This window comes from Pseudomonas sp. VD-NE ins (assembly GCF_031882575.1).
Classification (GTDB): domain Bacteria; phylum Pseudomonadota; class Gammaproteobacteria; order Pseudomonadales; family Pseudomonadaceae; genus Aquipseudomonas; species Aquipseudomonas fluorescens_BZ.
This window is the reverse complement of sequence record NZ_CP134772.1, coordinates 5934896-5954307: the sequence shown is the minus strand read 5'-3', so window position 1 is coordinate 5954307 and position 19412 is coordinate 5934896. Positions and strand designations below refer to the sequence as shown.

Sequence of the window (19412 nt, the reverse complement as noted above, 5' to 3'; positions counted from 1 at the left end):
TCTAGTCTTTTGATTAGATCGTTCTTTAAAAATTTGGGTATGTGATAGAAAGATAGACTGAACGTTACTTTCACTGGTAACGGATCAGGCTAAGGTAAAATTTGTGAGTTCTCTTAATTGAGAAATTCGAATTTTCGGCGAATGTCGTCTTCACAGTATAACCAGATTGCTTGGGGTTATATGGTCAAGTGAAGAAGCGCATACGGTGGATGCCTTGGCAGTCAGAGGCGATGAAAGACGTGGTAGCCTGCGAAAAGCTTCGGGGAGTCGGCAAACAGACTTTGATCCGGAGATGTCTGAATGGGGGAACCCAGCCATCATAAGATGGTTATCTTGTACTGAATACATAGGTGCAAGAGGCGAACCAGGGGAACTGAAACATCTAAGTACCCTGAGGAAAAGAAATCAACCGAGATTCCCTTAGTAGTGGCGAGCGAACGGGGACTAGCCCTTAAGTGGCTTTGAGATTAGCGGAACGCTCTGGAAAGTGCGGCCATAGTGGGTGATAGCCCTGTACGCGAAAATCTCTTAGTCATGAAATCGAGTAGGACGGAGCACGAGAAACTTTGTCTGAATATGGGGGGACCATCCTCCAAGGCTAAATACTACTGACTGACCGATAGTGAACTAGTACCGTGAGGGAAAGGCGAAAAGAACCCCGGAGAGGGGAGTGAAATAGATCCTGAAACCGTATGCGTACAAGCAGTGGGAGCAGACTTTGTTCTGTGACTGCGTACCTTTTGTATAATGGGTCAGCGACTTATTTTCAGTGGCGAGCTTAACCGAATAGGGGAGGCGTAGCGAAAGCGAGTCTTAATAGGGCGTCTAGTCGCTGGGAATAGACCCGAAACCGGGCGATCTATCCATGGGCAGGTTGAAGGTTGGGTAACACTAACTGGAGGACCGAACCGACTACCGTTGAAAAGTTAGCGGATGACCTGTGGATCGGAGTGAAAGGCTAATCAAGCTCGGAGATAGCTGGTTCTCCTCGAAAGCTATTTAGGTAGCGCCTCATGTATCACTGTAGGGGGTAGAGCACTGTTTCGGCTAGGGGGTCATCCCGACTTACCAAACCGATGCAAACTCCGAATACCTACAAGTGCCGAGCATGGGAGACACACGGCGGGTGCTAACGTCCGTCGTGAAAAGGGAAACAACCCAGACCGTCAGCTAAGGTCCCAAAGTTATGGTTAAGTGGGAAACGATGTGGGAAGGCTTAGACAGCTAGGAGGTTGGCTTAGAAGCAGCCACCCTTTAAAGAAAGCGTAATAGCTCACTAGTCGAGTCGGCCTGCGCGGAAGATGTAACGGGGCTCAAACCATACACCGAAGCTACGGGTATCATCTTCGGATGATGCGGTAGAGGAGCGTTCTGTAAGCCTGTGAAGGTGAGTTGAGAAGCTTGCTGGAGGTATCAGAAGTGCGAATGCTGACATGAGTAACGACAATGGGTGTGAAAAACACCCACGCCGAAAGACCAAGGTTTCCTGCGCAACGTTAATCGACGCAGGGTTAGTCGGTCCCTAAGGCGAGGCTGAAAAGCGTAGTCGATGGAAAACAGGTTAATATTCCTGTACTTCTGGTTATTGCGATGGAGGGACGGAGAAGGCTAGGCCAGCTTGGCGTTGGTTGTCCAAGTTTAAGGTGGTAGGCTGAGATCTTAGGTAAATCCGGGATCTTAAGGCCGAGAGCTGATGACGAGTTACCCTTTGGGTGACGAAGTGGTTGATGCCATGCTTCCAAGAAAAGCTTCTAAGCTTCAGGTAACCAGGAACCGTACCCCAAACCGACACAGGTGGTTGGGTAGAGAATACCAAGGCGCTTGAGAGAACTCGGGTGAAGGAACTAGGCAAAATGGCACCGTAACTTCGGGAGAAGGTGCGCCGGTGAGGGTGAAGGACTTGCTCCGTAAGCTCATGCCGGTCGAAGATACCAGGCCGCTGCGACTGTTTATTAAAAACACAGCACTCTGCAAACACGAAAGTGGACGTATAGGGTGTGACGCCTGCCCGGTGCCGGAAGGTTAATTGATGGGGTTAGCTAACGCGAAGCTCTTGATCGAAGCCCCGGTAAACGGCGGCCGTAACTATAACGGTCCTAAGGTAGCGAAATTCCTTGTCGGGTAAGTTCCGACCTGCACGAATGGCGTAACGATGGCGGCGCTGTCTCCACCCGAGACTCAGTGAAATTGAAATCGCTGTGAAGATGCAGTGTATCCGCGGCTAGACGGAAAGACCCCGTGAACCTTTACTATAGCTTTGCACTGGACTTTGAATTTGCTTGTGTAGGATAGGTGGGAGGCTTTGAAGCGTGGACGCCAGTTCGCGTGGAGCCATCCTTGAAATACCACCCTGGCAACTTTGAGGTTCTAACTCAGGTCCGTTATCCGGATCGAGGACAGTGTATGGTGGGTAGTTTGACTGGGGCGGTCTCCTCCTAAAGAGTAACGGAGGAGTACGAAGGTGCGCTCAGACCGGTCGGAAATCGGTCGTAGAGTATAAAGGCAAAAGCGCGCTTGACTGCGAGACAGACACGTCGAGCAGGTACGAAAGTAGGTCTTAGTGATCCGGTGGTTCTGTATGGAAGGGCCATCGCTCAACGGATAAAAGGTACTCCGGGGATAACAGGCTGATACCGCCCAAGAGTTCATATCGACGGCGGTGTTTGGCACCTCGATGTCGGCTCATCACATCCTGGGGCTGAAGCCGGTCCCAAGGGTATGGCTGTTCGCCATTTAAAGTGGTACGCGAGCTGGGTTTAGAACGTCGTGAGACAGTTCGGTCCCTATCTGCCGTGGACGTTTGAGATTTGAGAGGGGCTGCTCCTAGTACGAGAGGACCGGAGTGGACGAACCTCTGGTGTTCCGGTTGTCACGCCAGTGGCATTGCCGGGTAGCTATGTTCGGGAAAGATAACCGCTGAAAGCATCTAAGCGGGAAACTTGCCTCAAGATGAGATCTCACTGGAACCTTGAGTTCCCTGAAGGGCCGTCGAAGACTACGACGTTGATAGGTTGGGTGTGTAAGCGCTGTGAGGCGTTGAGCTAACCAATACTAATTGCCCGTGAGGCTTGACCATATAACACCCAAGCAATTTGCGTCGAAGAGACCAGATTGCGGTGTGTGAAGACGAAACGAACCGAAAGTTCGACTGCACTTGAAAAAGCAGCACAAAACACCGAAAGCTGTCACATACCCAATTTGCTGAAGCGAGGCCAACTGGCCACGACTCAGTACCCGAATTTCTTGACGACCATAGAGCGTTGGAACCACCTGATCCCATCCCGAACTCAGCAGTGAAACGATGCATCGCCGATGGTAGTGTGGGGTTTCCCCATGTGAGAGTAGGTCATCGTCAAGATTAAATTCCGAAACCCCAATTGCGAAAGCAGTTGGGGTTTTGTTTTGCCCGCAGGAAATGTATCTGCTTGATTTCTATGCAACGGCCCGGGGCATGGCTATTATTCGGGCCTCATTGTGAGGCGAGACCTGCATGCTGACGTTGTTGAACCTTCTGAAGGATGGTCGATTCCATTCTGGTCAGGATCTGGGCGCCGCCCTGGGAATAAGTCGAAGTGCGGTATGGAAGCAGCTTCAGCATCTGGAGGCTGATCTTGGTTTATCCATTCATAAAGTTCGGGGTCGGGGCTATCAACTGGCTGCGCCATTGATGCTGCTCGACCCTCTGACTATATCTGCAATGGCGCCAAGCTGGCCGGTAACCGTTCTGGATTCGGTCGATTCGACAAACGCTGAGGCTCTGCGCGCGATCGGCCAAGGTAGTTTGGCGCCCTTTTTGGTGCTCGCGGAGCGGCAAGTCTCCGGGCGCGGGCGAAGAGGTCGCAAATGGGTGAGCCCGTTTGCTGAAAATCTTTATTACAGCCTTGTTCTGCGTATTGATGGCGGAATGCGCCAACTCGAGGGCTTGAGTCTTGTCGTGGGGTTGGCTGTCTTGCAGGCTCTGCGAAATTTCGGTGTGCCAAGTGCCGGATTGAAGTGGCCCAACGATGTCTTGGTAGGTAACAAGAAAATCGCCGGTATTCTCCTTGAGCTCGTCGGGGATCCGGCAGACGTTTGCCATGTGGTGCTAGGTATTGGCATCAATGTGAATATGCAGTTAGCTGATGAGGTCGACCAGCAATGGACCTCTATCCGGCTTGAGTCAGGCAAAAGCAGTGATCGTAATGCCTTGGTGGTTGAGCTGAGTGAGCAGTTACATGCTTACATTCAGCGTCATCAGGCGAATGGCTTCTCGGTTCTCCAGGCAGAATGGGAGGCTAATCACCTGTGGCAAGATCGGCCTGTATCGTTGATTGCGGGTTCGAGTCAGGTAGATGGCGTGGTGCTCGGAATAGATAGTCAGGGTGCGCTGCGCCTGAAGGTGGGTGGCGTGGAAAAAGTCTTTAGTGGTGGTGAGCTCAGTCTGAGGTTGCGTGATGATTCTTGAGCTCGACTGCGGGAACAGCTTTATTAAATGGCGAGTACTGAAGGCTGCGCCCGGCCCTCTCTTCTCTGAAGGAGTTGTCGACTCTGATCTGGCGTTGCTTGACAGTTTGAGAGCCCTTGATGGGCTTGTGCTTCGCAATTGTCGCGTGGTCAGTGTCAGGACAACGGAGGAAACTGATGCCTTAATCGGTGTCATCGAGCGGGAGTTCGGTATTTCGGTGGTGTGTGCGAAGCCCGCTCGTGAGATGTCCGGTGTCAAGAATGGCTATGAAGACTACGAGCGTCTAGGGTTGGATCGATGGCTGGCCATGATTGGAGGGTTTCATCTCGCATTGGGCGGCGCTTGCCTGGTGCTTGATTTTGGTACAGCGGTAACTGCTGATTTTATTGCTGCGGGCGGTGAGCATCTGGGTGGTTTTATCTGCCCCGGCATGCCGTTGATGCGCAATCAGCTACGTACACATACTCGTAAGATTCGATATGGAGATTTGGCGGCAGAGCGTGCGCTGTCCTGCAGTGCGCCCGGGCGGACCACTGTTGAGGCGGTGGAGCGCGGGTGTTCGTTGATGTTACGAGGTTTCGTATTTACGCAGTTGGAGCTGGCGCGTTCCTACTGGGGGGAAAACTTCGCAGTCTTTATAACTGGCGGTGATGCTGAATTGGTTGCGGATGTCGCTCCTGAAGCCAGAGTCGTTCCCGACCTGGTATTTGTCGGGTTGGCTATGGCGTGTCCTTTTTCCTGAGGTTTGTATGCGTTGGTTGTTCCTCCTGCTTCTTGTTCTTAATGCTTTCTACTATGTCTGGCATCAGCAGGAGGCACCTTTGCGGGCGAAAGATGTGACGCCTCTCAGTCTGTACCGAGGTTCCCAGCAAGACATCCGCTTGCTCAGTGAAGCAGCGAGTGATGTTCGGGAGGGGCAGGGGGGGCGGCAGCAAGAGTGTCTCTTCCTTGGGGGGTTTTCCCGGCAGGAGTCGATTTCAGCGCTTCAGCAGCGTTTGGCTGAAATGGGGATCGATGTGCGATCTTCGTCAAGAGCGGCTTCTGGGGCTGGTTATTGGTTGTCTGTCGCACCACAGAGCCAGCGTTTGCTAGGGGATGCGCCGTTGCAAAACCTTTCCAAGGAATTCAATGAGTTAAAACATAAAATAATGCTGTGTGAGGGGGTTGCACCTGCTGAATAGTTTGCATAGAATGGCGCCCGCTCCACAGCGAAGACCAGAACAGGTGATCAAAGTGAAGTGTGTCAACGCAGCTAACCTCAGGTTTTTAAATGAGAAAATGCTTGACAGGGGTTTGGCATAGTATAGAATGCCGGCCTGATTAGGAGGGGTTCCCGAGCGGCCAAAGGGATCAGACTGTAAATCTGACGTCTACGACTTCGAAGGTTCGAATCCTTCTCCCTCCACCAGATTTAAGCGTGAGCTGCAGGCTCCGCGGGTATAGTTTAGTGGTAGAACCTCAGCCTTCCAAGCTGATGATGCGGGTTCGATTCCCGCTACCCGCTCCAAGTTTGCAGGTTGTGCAAGTGTTTCGCTCTTGTAGCTCAGTTGGTAGAGCACACCCTTGGTAAGGGTGAGGTCAGCGGTTCAAATCCGCTCAAGAGCTCCATATAACAAGGCAGATATGAAAATATCTGCCTTTGTTTTAATGGCTGATATTGTTTGTCTAATTTCTTCTGTTGAGGGTGATATCGATGGCTAAGGAAAAATTTGATCGTTCCCTGCCCCACGTCAACGTTGGGACCATTGGTCACGTTGACCACGGTAAAACCACTCTGACTGCTGCTCTGACTCGCGTTTGCTCCGAAGTTTTCGGTTCCGCAATCGTTGATTTCGACAAGATCGACAGCGCACCAGAAGAAAAAGCTCGCGGTATCACCATCAACACCGCGCACGTTGAGTATAACTCGAAGATCCGTCACTACGCTCACGTTGACTGCCCAGGTCACGCTGACTATGTGAAGAACATGATCACCGGTGCTGCTCAAATGGACGGCGCTATTCTGGTTTGCTCGGCCGCTGATGGTCCGATGCCACAAACCCGTGAGCACATCCTGCTGTCCCGTCAGGTAGGCGTTCCGTACATCGTGGTTTTCCTGAATAAGGCTGACCTGGTAGACGATGCTGAGCTGCTGGAACTGGTTGAGATGGAAGTTCGCGACCTGCTGTCCACCTACGACTTCCCGGGCGATGACACTCCAATCATCATCGGTTCGGCTCGTATGGCGCTGGAAGGCAAAGACGACAACGAAATGGGCACTACCGCTGTCAAGAAGCTGGTAGAAACTCTGGATGCCTACATCCCAGAACCGGTTCGTATGATCGACAAGCCGTTCCTGATGCCAATCGAAGACGTATTCTCGATCTCGGGTCGCGGTACTGTTGTGACTGGTCGTATCGAGCGCGGTATCGTTCGCGTTCAGGATCCGCTGGAAATCGTTGGTCTGCGTGATACCACCGTTACTACTTGCACCGGTGTTGAAATGTTCCGCAAGCTGCTCGACGAAGGTCGTGCTGGCGAGAACTGCGGCGTTCTGCTGCGTGGTACCAAGCGTGACGACGTTGAGCGTGGTCAGGTTCTGGTTAAGCCGGGTTCGGTTAAGCCGCACACCAAGTTCACCGCAGAAGTTTACGTTCTGAGCAAGGAAGAAGGCGGCCGTCACACTCCGTTCTTCAAAGGCTACCGTCCACAGTTCTACTTCCGTACTACTGACGTGACTGGTAACTGCGAGCTGCCAGAAGGCGTTGAAATGGTAATGCCAGGTGACAACATTCAGATGACTGTTACCCTGATCAAAACCATCGCGATGGAAGACGGTCTGCGTTTCGCTATCCGTGAAGGCGGTCGTACCGTCGGCGCTGGCGTCGTAGCTAAAATCATCGAGTAAGTGGTTGTAATGTATTTTTCGGGCCGGCATAATGGTCGGCCTGATTTTGTTTTAGGTCAGTAGCTCAATTGGCAGAGCGACGGTCTCCAAAACCGTAGGTTGGGGGTTCGATTCCCTCCTGACCTGCCAGATTCACTCGGTGTGTCTGGCTTTCTTTTCACAGGATCTTCATAGATGACTCCTAAAGCTGAAGCTCAAGGCTCTCGCTTCGATCTGCTCAAGTGGCTTGTAGTTGTCGCTTTGGTGGTTGTTGGCGTTGTTGGCAATCAGTATTACTCTGCTTCGCCGATCCTGTACCGTGTACTCGCTTTGCTTGTCATTGCTGCTGTAGCTGCCTTTGTAGGCCTGCAGACTGCGAAGGGCAAGTCTTTCTTTGTACTGGTTAAGGAAGCTCGCACCGAGATTCGTAAAGTCGTGTGGCCAACTCGCCAAGAAACCACGCAGACCACCCTCATTGTGGTGGCTGTTGTTCTGGTAATGGCGTTGCTGTTGTGGGGTCTTGATTCCCTGCTCGGCTGGCTTGTTTCCTTGATTGTCGGCTAAGGGTGTCCCGTGGCTAAGCGTTGGTATGTTGTGCATGCTTACTCGGGTTACGAGAAGCATGTGATGCGCTCGCTGGTCGAGCGCGTAAAGCTGGCTGGCATGGAAGATGGCTTCGGCGAGATTCTGGTTCCCACTGAAGAAGTGGTCGAAATGCGTAATGGCCAGAAGCGCAAAAGCGAGCGCAAATTCTTTCCAGGCTATGTGCTGGTTCAGATGGATATGAATGAGGGTACTTGGCACTTGGTCAAGGACACTCCTCGGGTGATGGGTTTCATTGGCGGTACCGCTGATAAGCCTGCGCCAATCACCGATAAAGAGGCGGAAGCAATTCTGCGTCGTGTTGCTGATGGTAGCGATAAGCCGAAGCCGAAGACTCTCTTCGAGCCAGGTGAGACGGTGCGAGTCAATGACGGTCCATTCGCTGATTTCAATGGCGTTGTTGAAGAAGTTAATTACGAAAAGAGCCGGATCCAAGTGGCAGTGCTCATTTTCGGTCGCTCTACTCCGGTAGAGTTGGAGTTCAGTCAGGTCGAAAAGGTCTAACTGGACAAGCATCCCAACCCCGCAGCCCTAGGCTGTGGGGTTTTGTCGTCACTGGGATAAACGCGCAAGTAACCGGGGAGCCTTTCGAGGCGTTCGAACCCGTAATTGGAGTGCCTCATGGCCAAGAAAATTACCGCTTACATCAAGCTGCAAGTGAAGGCCGCTCAGGCTAACCCAAGCCCACCTGTTGGTCCTGCTCTGGGTCAGCACGGCGTGAACATCATGGAATTCTGCAAGGCCTTCAACGCCCGTACTCAGGGTCTTGAAGCAGGTCTGCCGACTCCAGTGATCATCACTGTTTACAGCGACCGTAGCTTCACTTTCGAAACCAAATCCACCCCTGCTTCGGTTCTGCTGAAGAAAGCGGCCGGTCTGACCAGCGGTTCCGCTCGTCCGAACACCGTTAAGGTTGGCACCGTTACCCGTGCTCAGCTGGAAGAAATCGCGAAAACCAAAAACGCGGATCTGACTGCAGCTGATATGGATGCAGCCGTGCGTACTATCGCCGGTTCTGCTCGTAGCATGGGCCTTAACGTGGAGGGTGTGTAATGGCTAAGCTGACCAAGCGTCAAAAGGCTATCGCCGGCAAAATCGAAGCAGGCAAGGCCTACAACATTGTAGATGCCGCAGCTTTGCTGGCTGAGCTGTCGACTGTCAAGTTCAGCGAGTCGTTCGACGTTGCTGTAAACCTGGGTGTAGACCCGCGTAAATCCGACCAGGTTGTTCGTAGCGCTACTGTGCTGCCACACGGCACTGGCAAGACTGTTCGCGTTGCTGTGTTCACCCAGGGCCCAGCTGCTGAGGCCGCTTTGGCTGCCGGCGCTGACCGTGTAGGTATGGACGATCTGGCTGCCGAAATGAAAGGCGGCGACCTGAACTATGACGTAGTGATCGCATCCCCGGATGCAATGCGCGTTGTAGGTCAGTTGGGCCAGATCCTCGGTCCACGTGGTCTGATGCCTAACCCGAAAGTTGGTACCGTAACTCCAGACGTAGCTACCGCGGTTAAAAACGCTAAAGCTGGTCAGGTTCGTTATCGCACCGACAAAAACGGCATCATTCACACCTCCGTTGGCAAGATGGGCTTCGACGCCGTCAAGCTGAAGGAAAACGTTGAAGCCCTGATCGCTGATCTGAAGCGTATCAAGCCAGCTTCTTCGAAAGGTATCTACGTCAAGCGCGTTACCCTGAGCACCACCATGGGCCCAGGTCTGGTTATCGACCAGAGCTCGCTGGACGCGTAAGACAAAGGTTGGCGCGGTTAACGCGCCAATTGAAAGATTGGGGTCCCTGCCTGGCGGGGGCTATCCAAGACCGTAGGCGACGCAAGTCTTAAACCATAAGCCTACGCAGATGGTGCTCCCGGTTCCTTACCGAATCAGACACCAAAACGACATTCGGTTTCGATCGAATGAAACGGTAACAAGCAGGAGTTAAACCCGTGGCAATTAATCTCGAAGACAAGAAGGCCATCGTCGCTGAAGTCAACGAGGCTGCCAAAGTCGCTCTGTCCGCTGTCGTGGTTGATGCACGTGGCGTAACAGTAGGCGCAATGACCGGACTCCGTAAAGAGGCTCGTGAAGCTGGCGTTTACGTACGCGTTGTACGTAACACCCTGCTCAAGCGCGCTGTTGCTGACACTGAATACAGTGTCCTCAACGACGTGTTCACCGGCCCGACCCTGATTGCATTCTCGAACGAACATCCGGGCGCTGCTGCTCGTATCTTCAAAGAGTTTGCCAAGGGTCAGGACAAGTTCGAGATCAAGGCAGCTGCGTTCGAGGGCAAGTTCCTCGCAGCTAATCAGATCGACGTACTGGCAACCTTGCCGACCCGTGACGAAGCAATTTCTCAGCTGATGAGCGTGATTCAAGGCGCTACCAGCAAATTGGCTCGTACTCTGGCGGCAATTCGCGACCAGAAAGAAGCTGCTGCAGCCTAAGGCTCTTCAACTTCTCGCGTTTTTTGTTTATTTCGATGGTCGCGTAGGCCGTCCCCCAATTCAGGAAATAAGTCATGTCTCTGACTAACGAACAAATCATCGACGCAATCGGCGAAAAATCCGTAATGGAAATCGTTGAGCTGATCAAGGCCATGGAAGAGAAGTTCGGCGTAACTGCTGCTGCTGCTTCGGCTGGTCCAGCTGCTGCTGCCGCTGTTGTTGAAGAGCAAACCGAGTTCAACGTTGTTCTGCTGGAAGCTGGCGAGAAGAAGGTTAACGTGATCAAGGCAGTTCGTGAACTGACCGGTCTGGGCCTGAAAGAAGCCAAAGAGAAAGTAGACGGCGCTCCTCAGGTTGTAGCTGAAGGCGTTTCGAAAGAAGCGGCTGAAGACGCCAAGAAGAAGCTGGAAGAAGCAGGCGCTAAAGTCGAGCTGAAATAAGTATCGACTTTGCTCCTCCAGCCCGAGCGTCAAGCGACAGGCTGATGGCTGGTGGCTCTTGCCACCGGCCTTTTTCCGTTATTGGCAGCCGACTGGGTCGGTGCTGATAAAGGCGCTGTAACCACCCGATGCGGTGGAGCAAACCATGGGGTTTGCACGATTTTCTGGCTGCTCCCGTCGGGAGGGGCCAAACAAGCAGGTGACCAAGCTGGGGAACGCTGATGGCTTACTCATATACTGAGAAAAAACGTATCCGCAAGGACTTTAGCAAGTTGCCGGACGTCATGGATGTGCCTTACCTCCTGGCCATCCAGCTGGATTCGTATCGTGAATTCTTGCAAGCGGGAGCGACTAAAGATCAGTTCCGCGACGTGGGCCTGCATGCGGCCTTCAAATCCGTTTTCCCGATCATCAGCTACTCCGGCAATGCTGCGCTGGAGTACGTCGGTTATCGCCTGGGCGAACCGGCATTTGATGTCAAAGAATGCGTATTGCGCGGTGTAACTTTCGCCGTACCTTTGCGGGTAAAAGTGCGCCTGATCATTTTCGACAAAGAATCGTCGAACAAAGCGATCAAGGACATCAAAGAGCAAGAAGTCTACATGGGTGAAATCCCCCTGATGACTGAGAACGGTACCTTCGTAATCAACGGTACCGAGCGTGTAATCGTTTCCCAGCTGCACCGTTCCCCGGGCGTGTTCTTCGACCACGACCGCGGCAAGACGCATAGCTCCGGCAAACTGCTGTACTCCGCGCGCATCATTCCTTACCGCGGTTCGTGGCTGGACTTCGAGTTCGACCCGAAAGACTGCGTGTTCGTGCGTATCGACCGTCGTCGCAAGCTGCCGGCATCGGTACTGCTGCGCGCGCTCGGTTACACCACTGAGGAAGTGCTGGACGCGTTCTACACCACCAACGTCTTCAAGCTGAGCGGCGAAACCCTCAGCCTGGAACTGATTGCTTCGCGTCTGCGTGGTGAGATTGCAGTTCTGGACATTCAGGACGAGAAGGGCAAGGTCATTGTTGAAGCGGGCCGCCGTATTACCGCGCGCCACATCAACCAGATCGAAAAAGCCGGCATCAAGACGCTGGAAGTGCCTCTGGACTACGTCCTCGGTCGCACTACCGCCAAGGTCATCGTGCACCCGGCTACCGGCGAAATCCTGGCAGAGTGCAACACCGAGCTGAACACTGAAGTCCTGGCAAAAATTGCCAAGGCCGGCGTTGTTCGCATCGAAACTCTGTATACCAACGATATCGACTGCGGTCCGTTCGTCTCCGACACGCTGAAGATCGACTCCACCAGCAACCAATTGGAAGCGCTGGTCGAGATCTATCGCATGATGCGTCCTGGCGAGCCGCCAACCAAAGACGCTGCCGAAACCCTGTTCAACAACCTGTTCTTCAGCCCTGAGCGCTATGACCTGTCTGCGGTCGGCCGGATGAAGTTCAACCGTCGTATCGGTCGTACCGAGATCGAAGGTTCGGGCGTGCTGTGCAAGGAAGACATCGTCGCGGTACTGAAGACCCTGGTCGACATCCGTAACGGTAAAGGCATCGTCGATGACATCGACCACCTGGGTAACCGTCGTGTTCGCTGCGTAGGCGAAATGGCCGAGAACCAGTTCCGCGTTGGCCTGGTACGTGTTGAGCGTGCGGTCAAAGAGCGTCTGTCGATGGCTGAAAGCGAAGGCCTGATGCCGCAAGACCTGATCAACGCCAAGCCAGTGGCTGCGGCGGTGAAAGAGTTCTTCGGTTCCAGCCAGCTCTCGCAGTTCATGGACCAGAACAACCCGCTGTCCGAGATCACCCACAAGCGTCGTGTCTCTGCACTCGGCCCTGGCGGTCTGACTCGTGAGCGCGCAGGCTTTGAAGTCCGTGACGTACACCCGACTCACTACGGTCGTGTTTGCCCGATTGAAACGCCGGAAGGTCCGAACATCGGTCTGATCAACTCCCTGGCTGCTTACGCTCGCACTAACCAGTACGGCTTCCTGGAAAGCCCGTACCGTGTAGTGAAAGAGGGTGTGGTCACCGACGAGATCGTGTTCCTGTCTGCTATTGAAGAGGCCGATCACGTGATCGCGCAGGCTTCGGCGACCATGAACGACCAGAAAGTCCTGATCGACGAACTGGTAGCCGTACGTCACCTGAACGAATTCACCGTTAAGGCGCCTGAAGAAGTCACCTTGATGGACGTTTCGCCGAAGCAGGTAGTTTCGGTTGCAGCGTCGCTGATTCCGTTCCTCGAGCACGACGACGCCAACCGTGCGTTGATGGGTTCGAACATGCAGCGTCAAGCTGTACCAACCCTGCGCGCTGACAAGCCGCTGGTAGGTACCGGCATGGAGCGTAACGTAGCCCGTGACTCCGGCGTTTGCGTCGTGGCTCGTCGTGGCGGCGTGATCGACTCCGTCGACGCCAGCCGTATCGTGGTTCGTGTTGCTGATGACGAAGTTGAAACCGGCGAAGCTGGTGTCGACATCTACAACCTGACCAAATACACCCGCTCGAACCAGAACACCTGCATCAACCAGCGTCCGCTGGTGAGCAAGGGTGATCGCGTTCAGCGTAGCGACATCATGGCCGACGGCCCGTCCACCGACATGGGTGAACTGGCGCTGGGTCAGAACATGCGCATCGCGTTCATGGCATGGAACGGCTTCAACTTCGAAGACTCCATCTGCCTGTCCGAGCGTGTAGTTCAGGAAGACCGTTTCACCACGATCCACATTCAGGAACTGACCTGTGTGGCCCGTGACACCAAGCTTGGCCCAGAGGAAATCACTGCGGACATCCCTAACGTGGGTGAAGCTGCACTGAACAAGCTGGACGAAGCCGGTATCGTTTATGTAGGTGCTGAAGTTGGCGCAGGCGACATCCTGGTGGGCAAGGTCACTCCGAAAGGCGAGACCCAGCTGACTCCGGAAGAAAAACTGCTGCGTGCGATCTTCGGTGAAAAAGCCAGCGACGTTAAAGACACCTCCCTGCGCGTACCTACCGGTACCAAAGGTACTGTCATCGACGTACAGGTCTTCACGCGTGACGGCGTTGAGCGTGATGCTCGTGCACTGTCGATCGAGAAGACTCAGCTCGACGAGATTCGCAAGGATCTGAACGAAGAGTTCCGTATCGTTGAAGGCGCTACTTTCGAACGTCTGCGCTCCGCTCTGGTAGGCCACAAGGCTGAAGGCGGTGCTGGTCTGAAGAAAGGTCAGGACATCACCGACGAAGTACTCGACGGTCTTGAGCATGGTCAGTGGTTCAAACTGCGCATGGCTGAAGATGCTCTGAATGAGCAGCTCGAGAAGGCTCAGGCCTACATCGTTGATCGCCGCCGTCTGCTGGACGACAAGTTCGAAGACAAGAAGCGCAAACTGCAGCAGGGCGATGACCTGGCTCCAGGCGTGCTGAAAATCGTCAAGGTTTACCTGGCAATCCGTCGTCGCATCCAGCCGGGCGACAAGATGGCCGGTCGTCACGGTAACAAAGGTGTGGTCTCCGTGATCATGCCGGTTGAAGACATGCCGCACGATGCCAATGGCACCCCGGTCGACGTCGTCCTCAACCCACTGGGCGTACCTTCGCGTATGAACGTTGGTCAGATCCTTGAAACCCACCTGGGCCTCGCGGCCAAAGGTCTGGGCGAGAAGATCAACCGGATGGTCGAAGAGCAGCGTAAAGTCGCTGAACTGCGCACCTTCCTGGACGAGATCTACAACCAGATCGGCGGTCGTAACGAAGATCTGGACAGCTTCTCCGATCAGGAAATCCTGGATCTGGCGAAGAACCTGCGTGGTGGTGTTCCAATGGCCACTCCAGTGTTCGACGGCGCCAAGGAAAGCGAAATCAAGGCCATGCTGAAACTGGCAGACCTGCCGGAAAGCGGCCAGATGCAGCTGACTGACGGCCGTACCGGCAACAAGTTCGAGCGTCCAGTTACCGTTGGCTACATGTACATGCTGAAGCTGAACCACTTGGTAGACGACAAGATGCACGCGCGTTCTACCGGTTCGTACAGCCTGGTTACCCAGCAGCCGCTGGGTGGTAAGGCGCAGTTCGGTGGTCAGCGTTTCGGGGAGATGGAGGTCTGGGCACTGGAAGCATACGGTGCTGCTTACACTCTGCAAGAAATGCTCACAGTGAAGTCGGACGATGTGAACGGCCGTACCAAGATGTACAAAAACATCGTGGATGGCGATCACCGTATGGAGCCGGGCATGCCCGAGTCCTTCAACGTGTTGATCAAGGAAATTCGTTCCCTCGGCATCGATATCGATCTGGAAACCGAATAACACGTGACGCGAATCGAGAGCGGGGCAGGATTGCCCGCTCTCTGCTCCGCCAGGAGGAAAGGCCTTGAAAGACCTACTGAATTTGCTGAAAAACCAGGGTCAAGTCGAAGAGTTCGACGCCATCCGTATCGGATTGGCCTCGCCTGAGATGATCCGCTCATGGTCGTTCGGTGAAGTTAAAAAGCCGGAAACCATCAACTACCGTACGTTCAAACCTGAGCGTGACGGTCTGTTCTGCGCCAAGATCTTTGGCCCGGTAAAGGATTACGAGTGCCTGTGCGGTAAGTACAAGCGCTTGAAGCACCGTGGTGTGATCTGCGAGAAGTGCGGCGTTGAAGTTGCACTGGCCAAGGTTCGTCGTGAGCGCATGGCGCACATCGAACTGGCTTCGCCGGTTGCCCACATCTGGTTCCTGAAATCGCTGCCGTCCCGTATCGGCTTGCTGATGGACATGACCCTGCGTGATATCGAACGCGTTCTCTACTTCGAGAGCTATGTCGTTATCGATCCAGGCATGACCACCCTTGAAAAAGGTCAGCTGCTGAACGACGAGCAGTACTTCGAAGCGCTGGAAGAGTTCGGTGACGACTTTGATGCCCGTATGGGTGCTGAAGCTGTCCGTGAACTGCTGCACGCTATCGACCTGGAACACGAGATTGGCCGTCTGCGTGAAGAAATTCCGCAAACCAACTCCGAAACCAAGATCAAGAAGCTGTCCAAGCGTCTGAAGTTGATGGAAGCCTTCCAGGGTTCCGGCAACCTGCCAGAATGGATGGTGCTGACCGTTCTGCCGGTTCTGCCGCCAGATCTGCGTCCACTGGTCCCGCTGGACGGCGGTCGTTTCGCGACTTCCGACCTCAACGATCTGTATCGTCGAGTGATCAACCGTAACAACCGTTTGAAGCGCCTGCTGGATCTGTCCGCTCCGGACATCATCGTGCGCAACGAAAAGCGTATGTTGCAGGAAGCTGTCGATGCTCTGCTCGACAACGGTCGTCGTGGCCGCGCTATCACAGGTTCGAACAAGCGTCCTCTGAAATCCCTGGCTGACATGATCAAGGGTAAGCAGGGTCGTTTCCGTCAGAACTTGCTCGGTAAGCGTGTTGACTACTCCGGTCGTTCGGTAATTACCGTAGGTCCGACCCTGCGTCTGCACCAGTGCGGTCTGCCGAAGAAGATGGCTCTCGAGCTGTTCAAACCGTTCATTTTCGGCAAGCTCGAAATGCGTGGTCTCGCGACCACCATCAAAGCGGCCAAGAAAATGGTCGAGCGCGAACTGCCAGAGGTTTGGGACGTTCTCGCTGAAGTGATTCGCGAACACCCGGTTCTTCTCAACCGTGCACCGACCCTTCACCGTCTGGGTATCCAGGCGTTTGAACCGGTACTGATCGAAGGTAAGGCTATCCAGCTGCACCCGCTGGTCTGCGCCGCGTACAACGCCGACTTCGACGGCGACCAAATGGCCGTGCACGTACCGCTGACACTGGAAGCCCAGTTGGAAGCGCGCGCGTTGATGATGTCGACCAACAACATTCTGTCGCCAGCCAACGGTGAGCCAATCATCGTTCCGTCGCAGGACGTTGTATTGGGTCTGTACTACATGACTCGTGAAGCGATCAACGCCAAAGGCGAAGGTCGTGTGTTCGCGGATCTGCAGGAAGTTGACCGTGTGTTCCGTGCCGGCGAAGCCGCACTGCACGCCAAGGTTAAAGTTCGTATCAACGAAACCGTCAACGACCGTGACGGCAACAGCGTGAGCGGTACCCGTATCGTCGACACCACTGTCGGCCGTGCGCTGCTGTTCCAGGTTGTGCCAAAAGGTCTGTCGTACGACGTCGTCAACCTGCCGATGAAGAAAAAGGCGATCTCCAAGCTGATCAACCAGTGCTACCGCGTGGTTGGTTTGAAAGAGACCGTAATCTTCGCTGACCAGTTGATGTACACCGGTTTCGCTTACTCGACCATCTCCGGCGTTTCCATCGGTGTTAACGACTTCGTTATCCCGGATGAAAAAGCCCGCATCATCGGTGCTGCCACCGACGAAGTGAAAGAGATCGAGAGCCAGTACGCCTCCGGCCTGGTAACCCAGGGCGAGAAGTACAACAAAGTGATCGACCTTTGGTCGAAGGCGAACGACGAAGTTTCCAAGGCGATGATGGCCAACCTCTCGAAAGAGAAGGTTATCGACCGTCATGGCGTTGAAGTCGATCAAGAGTCTTTCAACTCGATGTACATGATGGCCGACTCGGGTGCGCGGGGTTCCGCAGCACAGATTCGTCAACTGGCCGGTATGCGTGGTCTGATGGCCAAGCCGGACGGTTCCATCATTGAAACGCCGATTACTGCGAACTTCCGTGAAGGTTTGAGCGTACTTCAGTACTTCATCTCGACTCACGGTGCTCGTAAAGGTCTGGCGGATACCGCGTTGAAAACTGCGAACTCCGGTTACCTGACTCGTCGTCTGGTAGACGTGGCGCAGGATCTGGTTGTAACCGAGATCGATTGCGGCACCGAACACGGTCTGCTGATGACTCCGCACATTGAAGGCGGTGACGTTGTAGAGCCGTTGGGTGAACGCGTATTGGGTCGTGTTATTGCCCGTGACGTATTCAAGCCAGGCACCGAGGACGTTATCGTTCCGGCCGGTACTCTGGTAGACGAGAAGTGGGTTGAATTCATCGAGCTGAACAGCATCGACGAAGTGATCGTGCGTTCGCCGATCAGCTGCGAAACCCGCTATGGCATTTGCGCCAAGTGCTACGGCCGCGATCTGGCTCGTGGTCACCAGGTGAACATCGGTGAAGCGGTCGGCGTTATCGCTGCCCAGTCCATCGGTGAGCCGGGTACCCAGCTGACGATGCGTACGTTCCACATCGGTGGTGCGGCAAGCCGTACTTCCGCAGCCGACAGCGTTCAGGTGAAGAATGGCGGTACCGTCCGTCTGCACAACCTGAAGCATGTTGAGCGAGTGGATGGTCACTTGGTTGCTGTGTCCCGTTCCGGTGAGCTGGCTATCGCTGACGACTTCGGTCGTGAGCGCGAGCGTTACAAGCTGCCGTACGGTGCTGTGATTTCGGTTAAAGAAGGTGACAAGGTCGACGCTGGCGCAATCGTGGCCAAGTGGGATCCGCACACTCACCCAATCGTTACCGAAATGAAAGGTACCGTGACCTACGTGGGCATGGAAGAAGGCATCACGATCAAGCGTCAGACTGACGAATTGACCGGTATGACCAACATTGAAGTACTCGACGCGAAAGATCGTCCAGCTGCGGGCAAAGAAATTCGCCCAGCAGTGAAGATGGTTGACGACAACGGCAAGGATCTGTTGCTGCCAGGCACTGACGTTATCGCTCAGTACTTCCTGCCAGCCAACGCCCTGGTCGGTGTGGCTGACGGTGCGAAGATCGCGATCGGTGATGTTATCGCGCGTATCCCACAAGAAACTTCGAAGACTCGCGACATCACCGGTGGTCTGCCGCGTGTTGCCGACTTGTTCGAAGCCCGTCGTCCGAAAGAAGCCTCGATTCTGGCTGAAGTCAGCGGCACCATCGCGTTCGGTAAAGAGACCAAAGGCAAGCGCCGTCTGGTTATTACCCCGAACGACGGTAGCGATCCGTACGAAGAGCTGATTCCGAAGTGGCGTCACCTGAACGTGTTCGAAGGCGAACAGGTAAACCGCGGCGAAGTTATCTCCGACGGTCCAAGCGATCCGCACGACATCCTGCGTCTGCTGGGTGTAAGCGCGCTGGCCAAGTACATCGTTAACGAGATCCAGGACGTTTACCGTCTGCAAGGCGTGAAGATCAACGATAAGCACATCGAGACCATCCTGCGTCAGATGCTGCGTAAAGTTGAAATCGCTGAATCCGGCGATTCGAGTTTCATCAAGGGCGACCAGATGGAACTGACTCACGTACTGGTAGAGAACGAGCGTCTGGGCGGCGAAGACAAGTTCGTCTCCAAGTACACTCGCGTTCTGCTGGGTATCACCAAGGCGTCGTTGTCGACCGAATCGTTCATCTCGGCGGCTTCCTTCCAGGAAACCACCCGCGTACTGACCGAAGCGGCAGTCACCGGCAAGCGCGATTACCTGCGCGGCCTGAAAGAAAACGTAGTCGTGGGTCGTCTGATCCCGGCTGGTACCGGTCTGGCTTATCACAGCGAGCGCAAGCGTCGTCGTGATGCTGACAAACCGTTGCGCGTAAGCGCCAGTGAAGTGGAAGCTGCACTGACCGAAGCGCTGAACTCGAGCGGTAACTGAGTTCTGCGGTAAATGAGCTGAGGCCCTGATCGCTCCGTTCGTCGAATCGAGACA

General features: G+C 54.4%; 12 protein-coding genes, 4 tRNA genes and 2 rRNA genes. All 18 read left to right on the top strand.

The window, feature by feature from the left end; genetic code table 11:
• The first annotated feature begins 182 nt into the window (after nt 1–182).
• Nucleotides 183–3076 (top strand): 23S ribosomal RNA (locus RMV17_RS26640).
• A gap of 166 nt (nt 3077–3242) precedes the next feature.
• Nucleotides 3243–3358: ribosomal RNA gene (rrf, locus tag RMV17_RS26635) — 5S ribosomal RNA — on the top strand.
• A gap of 132 nt (nt 3359–3490) precedes the next feature.
• Nucleotides 3491–4444, top strand: coding sequence for a bifunctional biotin--[acetyl-CoA-carboxylase] ligase/biotin operon repressor BirA (birA, locus tag RMV17_RS26630; RefSeq protein ID WP_311883747.1), 954 nt, complete (start codon nt 3491–3493; stop codon nt 4442–4444).
• Nucleotides 4434–5186, top strand: a complete 753-nt coding sequence (locus RMV17_RS26625) for a pantothenate kinase (protein WP_311883745.1) — start codon at nt 4434–4436, stop codon at nt 5184–5186. Before birA ends, RMV17_RS26625 begins: the two co-directional genes overlap by 11 nt.
• Before the next feature lie 7 nt (nt 5187–5193).
• The gene (locus tag RMV17_RS26620; RefSeq protein ID WP_311883743.1) at nt 5194–5625 is read left to right on the top strand and encodes a hypothetical protein; all 432 of its coding nucleotides are present in this window, start codon (nt 5194–5196) and stop codon (nt 5623–5625) included.
• 142 nt (nt 5626–5767) lie between these two features.
• Nucleotides 5768–5852, top strand: a tRNA-Tyr gene (locus tag RMV17_RS26615).
• 25 nt (nt 5853–5877) lie between these two features.
• Nucleotides 5878–5951 (top strand) — tRNA-Gly (locus tag RMV17_RS26610).
• 25 nt (nt 5952–5976) lie between these two features.
• Nucleotides 5977–6052 (top strand) — tRNA-Thr (locus RMV17_RS26605).
• A gap of 85 nt (nt 6053–6137) precedes the next feature.
• Nucleotides 6138–7331, top strand: a complete 1194-nt coding sequence (gene tuf, locus RMV17_RS26600) for an elongation factor Tu (RefSeq protein WP_064361246.1) — start codon at nt 6138–6140, stop codon at nt 7329–7331.
• 53 nt (nt 7332–7384) lie between these two features.
• Nucleotides 7385–7460: transfer RNA gene (locus RMV17_RS26595), tRNA-Trp, on the top strand.
• A gap of 45 nt (nt 7461–7505) precedes the next feature.
• A complete protein-coding gene (gene secE, locus RMV17_RS26590; protein ID WP_007916493.1) occupies nt 7506–7874 on the top strand; it encodes a preprotein translocase subunit SecE in 369 nt (122 codons plus the stop codon).
• 9 nt (nt 7875–7883) lie between these two features.
• Complete coding sequence (gene nusG, locus RMV17_RS26585) at nt 7884–8417, top strand: transcription termination/antitermination protein NusG (RefSeq protein ID WP_007916492.1); 534 nt, start codon at nt 7884–7886, stop codon at nt 8415–8417.
• A gap of 117 nt (nt 8418–8534) precedes the next feature.
• Nucleotides 8535–8966: a 50S ribosomal protein L11 gene (gene rplK / locus RMV17_RS26580; protein ID WP_003228756.1), complete on the top strand. Its 432-nt coding sequence runs from the start codon at nt 8535–8537 to the stop codon at nt 8964–8966.
• Entirely contained in the window at nt 8966–9661 is a 696-nt protein-coding gene (rplA, locus tag RMV17_RS26575) for a 50S ribosomal protein L1 (RefSeq protein ID WP_007916481.1), read from the top strand. The genes rplK and rplA overlap by 1 nt, the downstream gene beginning before the upstream one ends.
• A gap of 197 nt (nt 9662–9858) precedes the next feature.
• Complete coding sequence (rplJ, locus tag RMV17_RS26570) at nt 9859–10359, top strand: 50S ribosomal protein L10 (RefSeq protein WP_003228752.1); 501 nt, start codon at nt 9859–9861, stop codon at nt 10357–10359.
• Between the two features lie 74 nt (nt 10360–10433).
• Entirely contained in the window at nt 10434–10799 is a 366-nt protein-coding gene (gene rplL, locus RMV17_RS26565; protein WP_034156497.1) for a 50S ribosomal protein L7/L12, read from the top strand.
• Nucleotides 10800–11020: 221 nt separating this feature from the next.
• The gene (gene rpoB, locus RMV17_RS26560) at nt 11021–15094 is read left to right on the top strand and encodes a DNA-directed RNA polymerase subunit beta (RefSeq protein WP_016984190.1); all 4074 of its coding nucleotides are present in this window, start codon (nt 11021–11023) and stop codon (nt 15092–15094) included.
• 64 nt (nt 15095–15158) lie between these two features.
• Nucleotides 15159–19358, top strand: a complete 4200-nt coding sequence (gene rpoC / locus RMV17_RS26555) for a DNA-directed RNA polymerase subunit beta' (protein ID WP_034156498.1) — start codon at nt 15159–15161, stop codon at nt 19356–19358.
• The last annotated feature ends 54 nt before the right edge of the window (nt 19359–19412 follow it).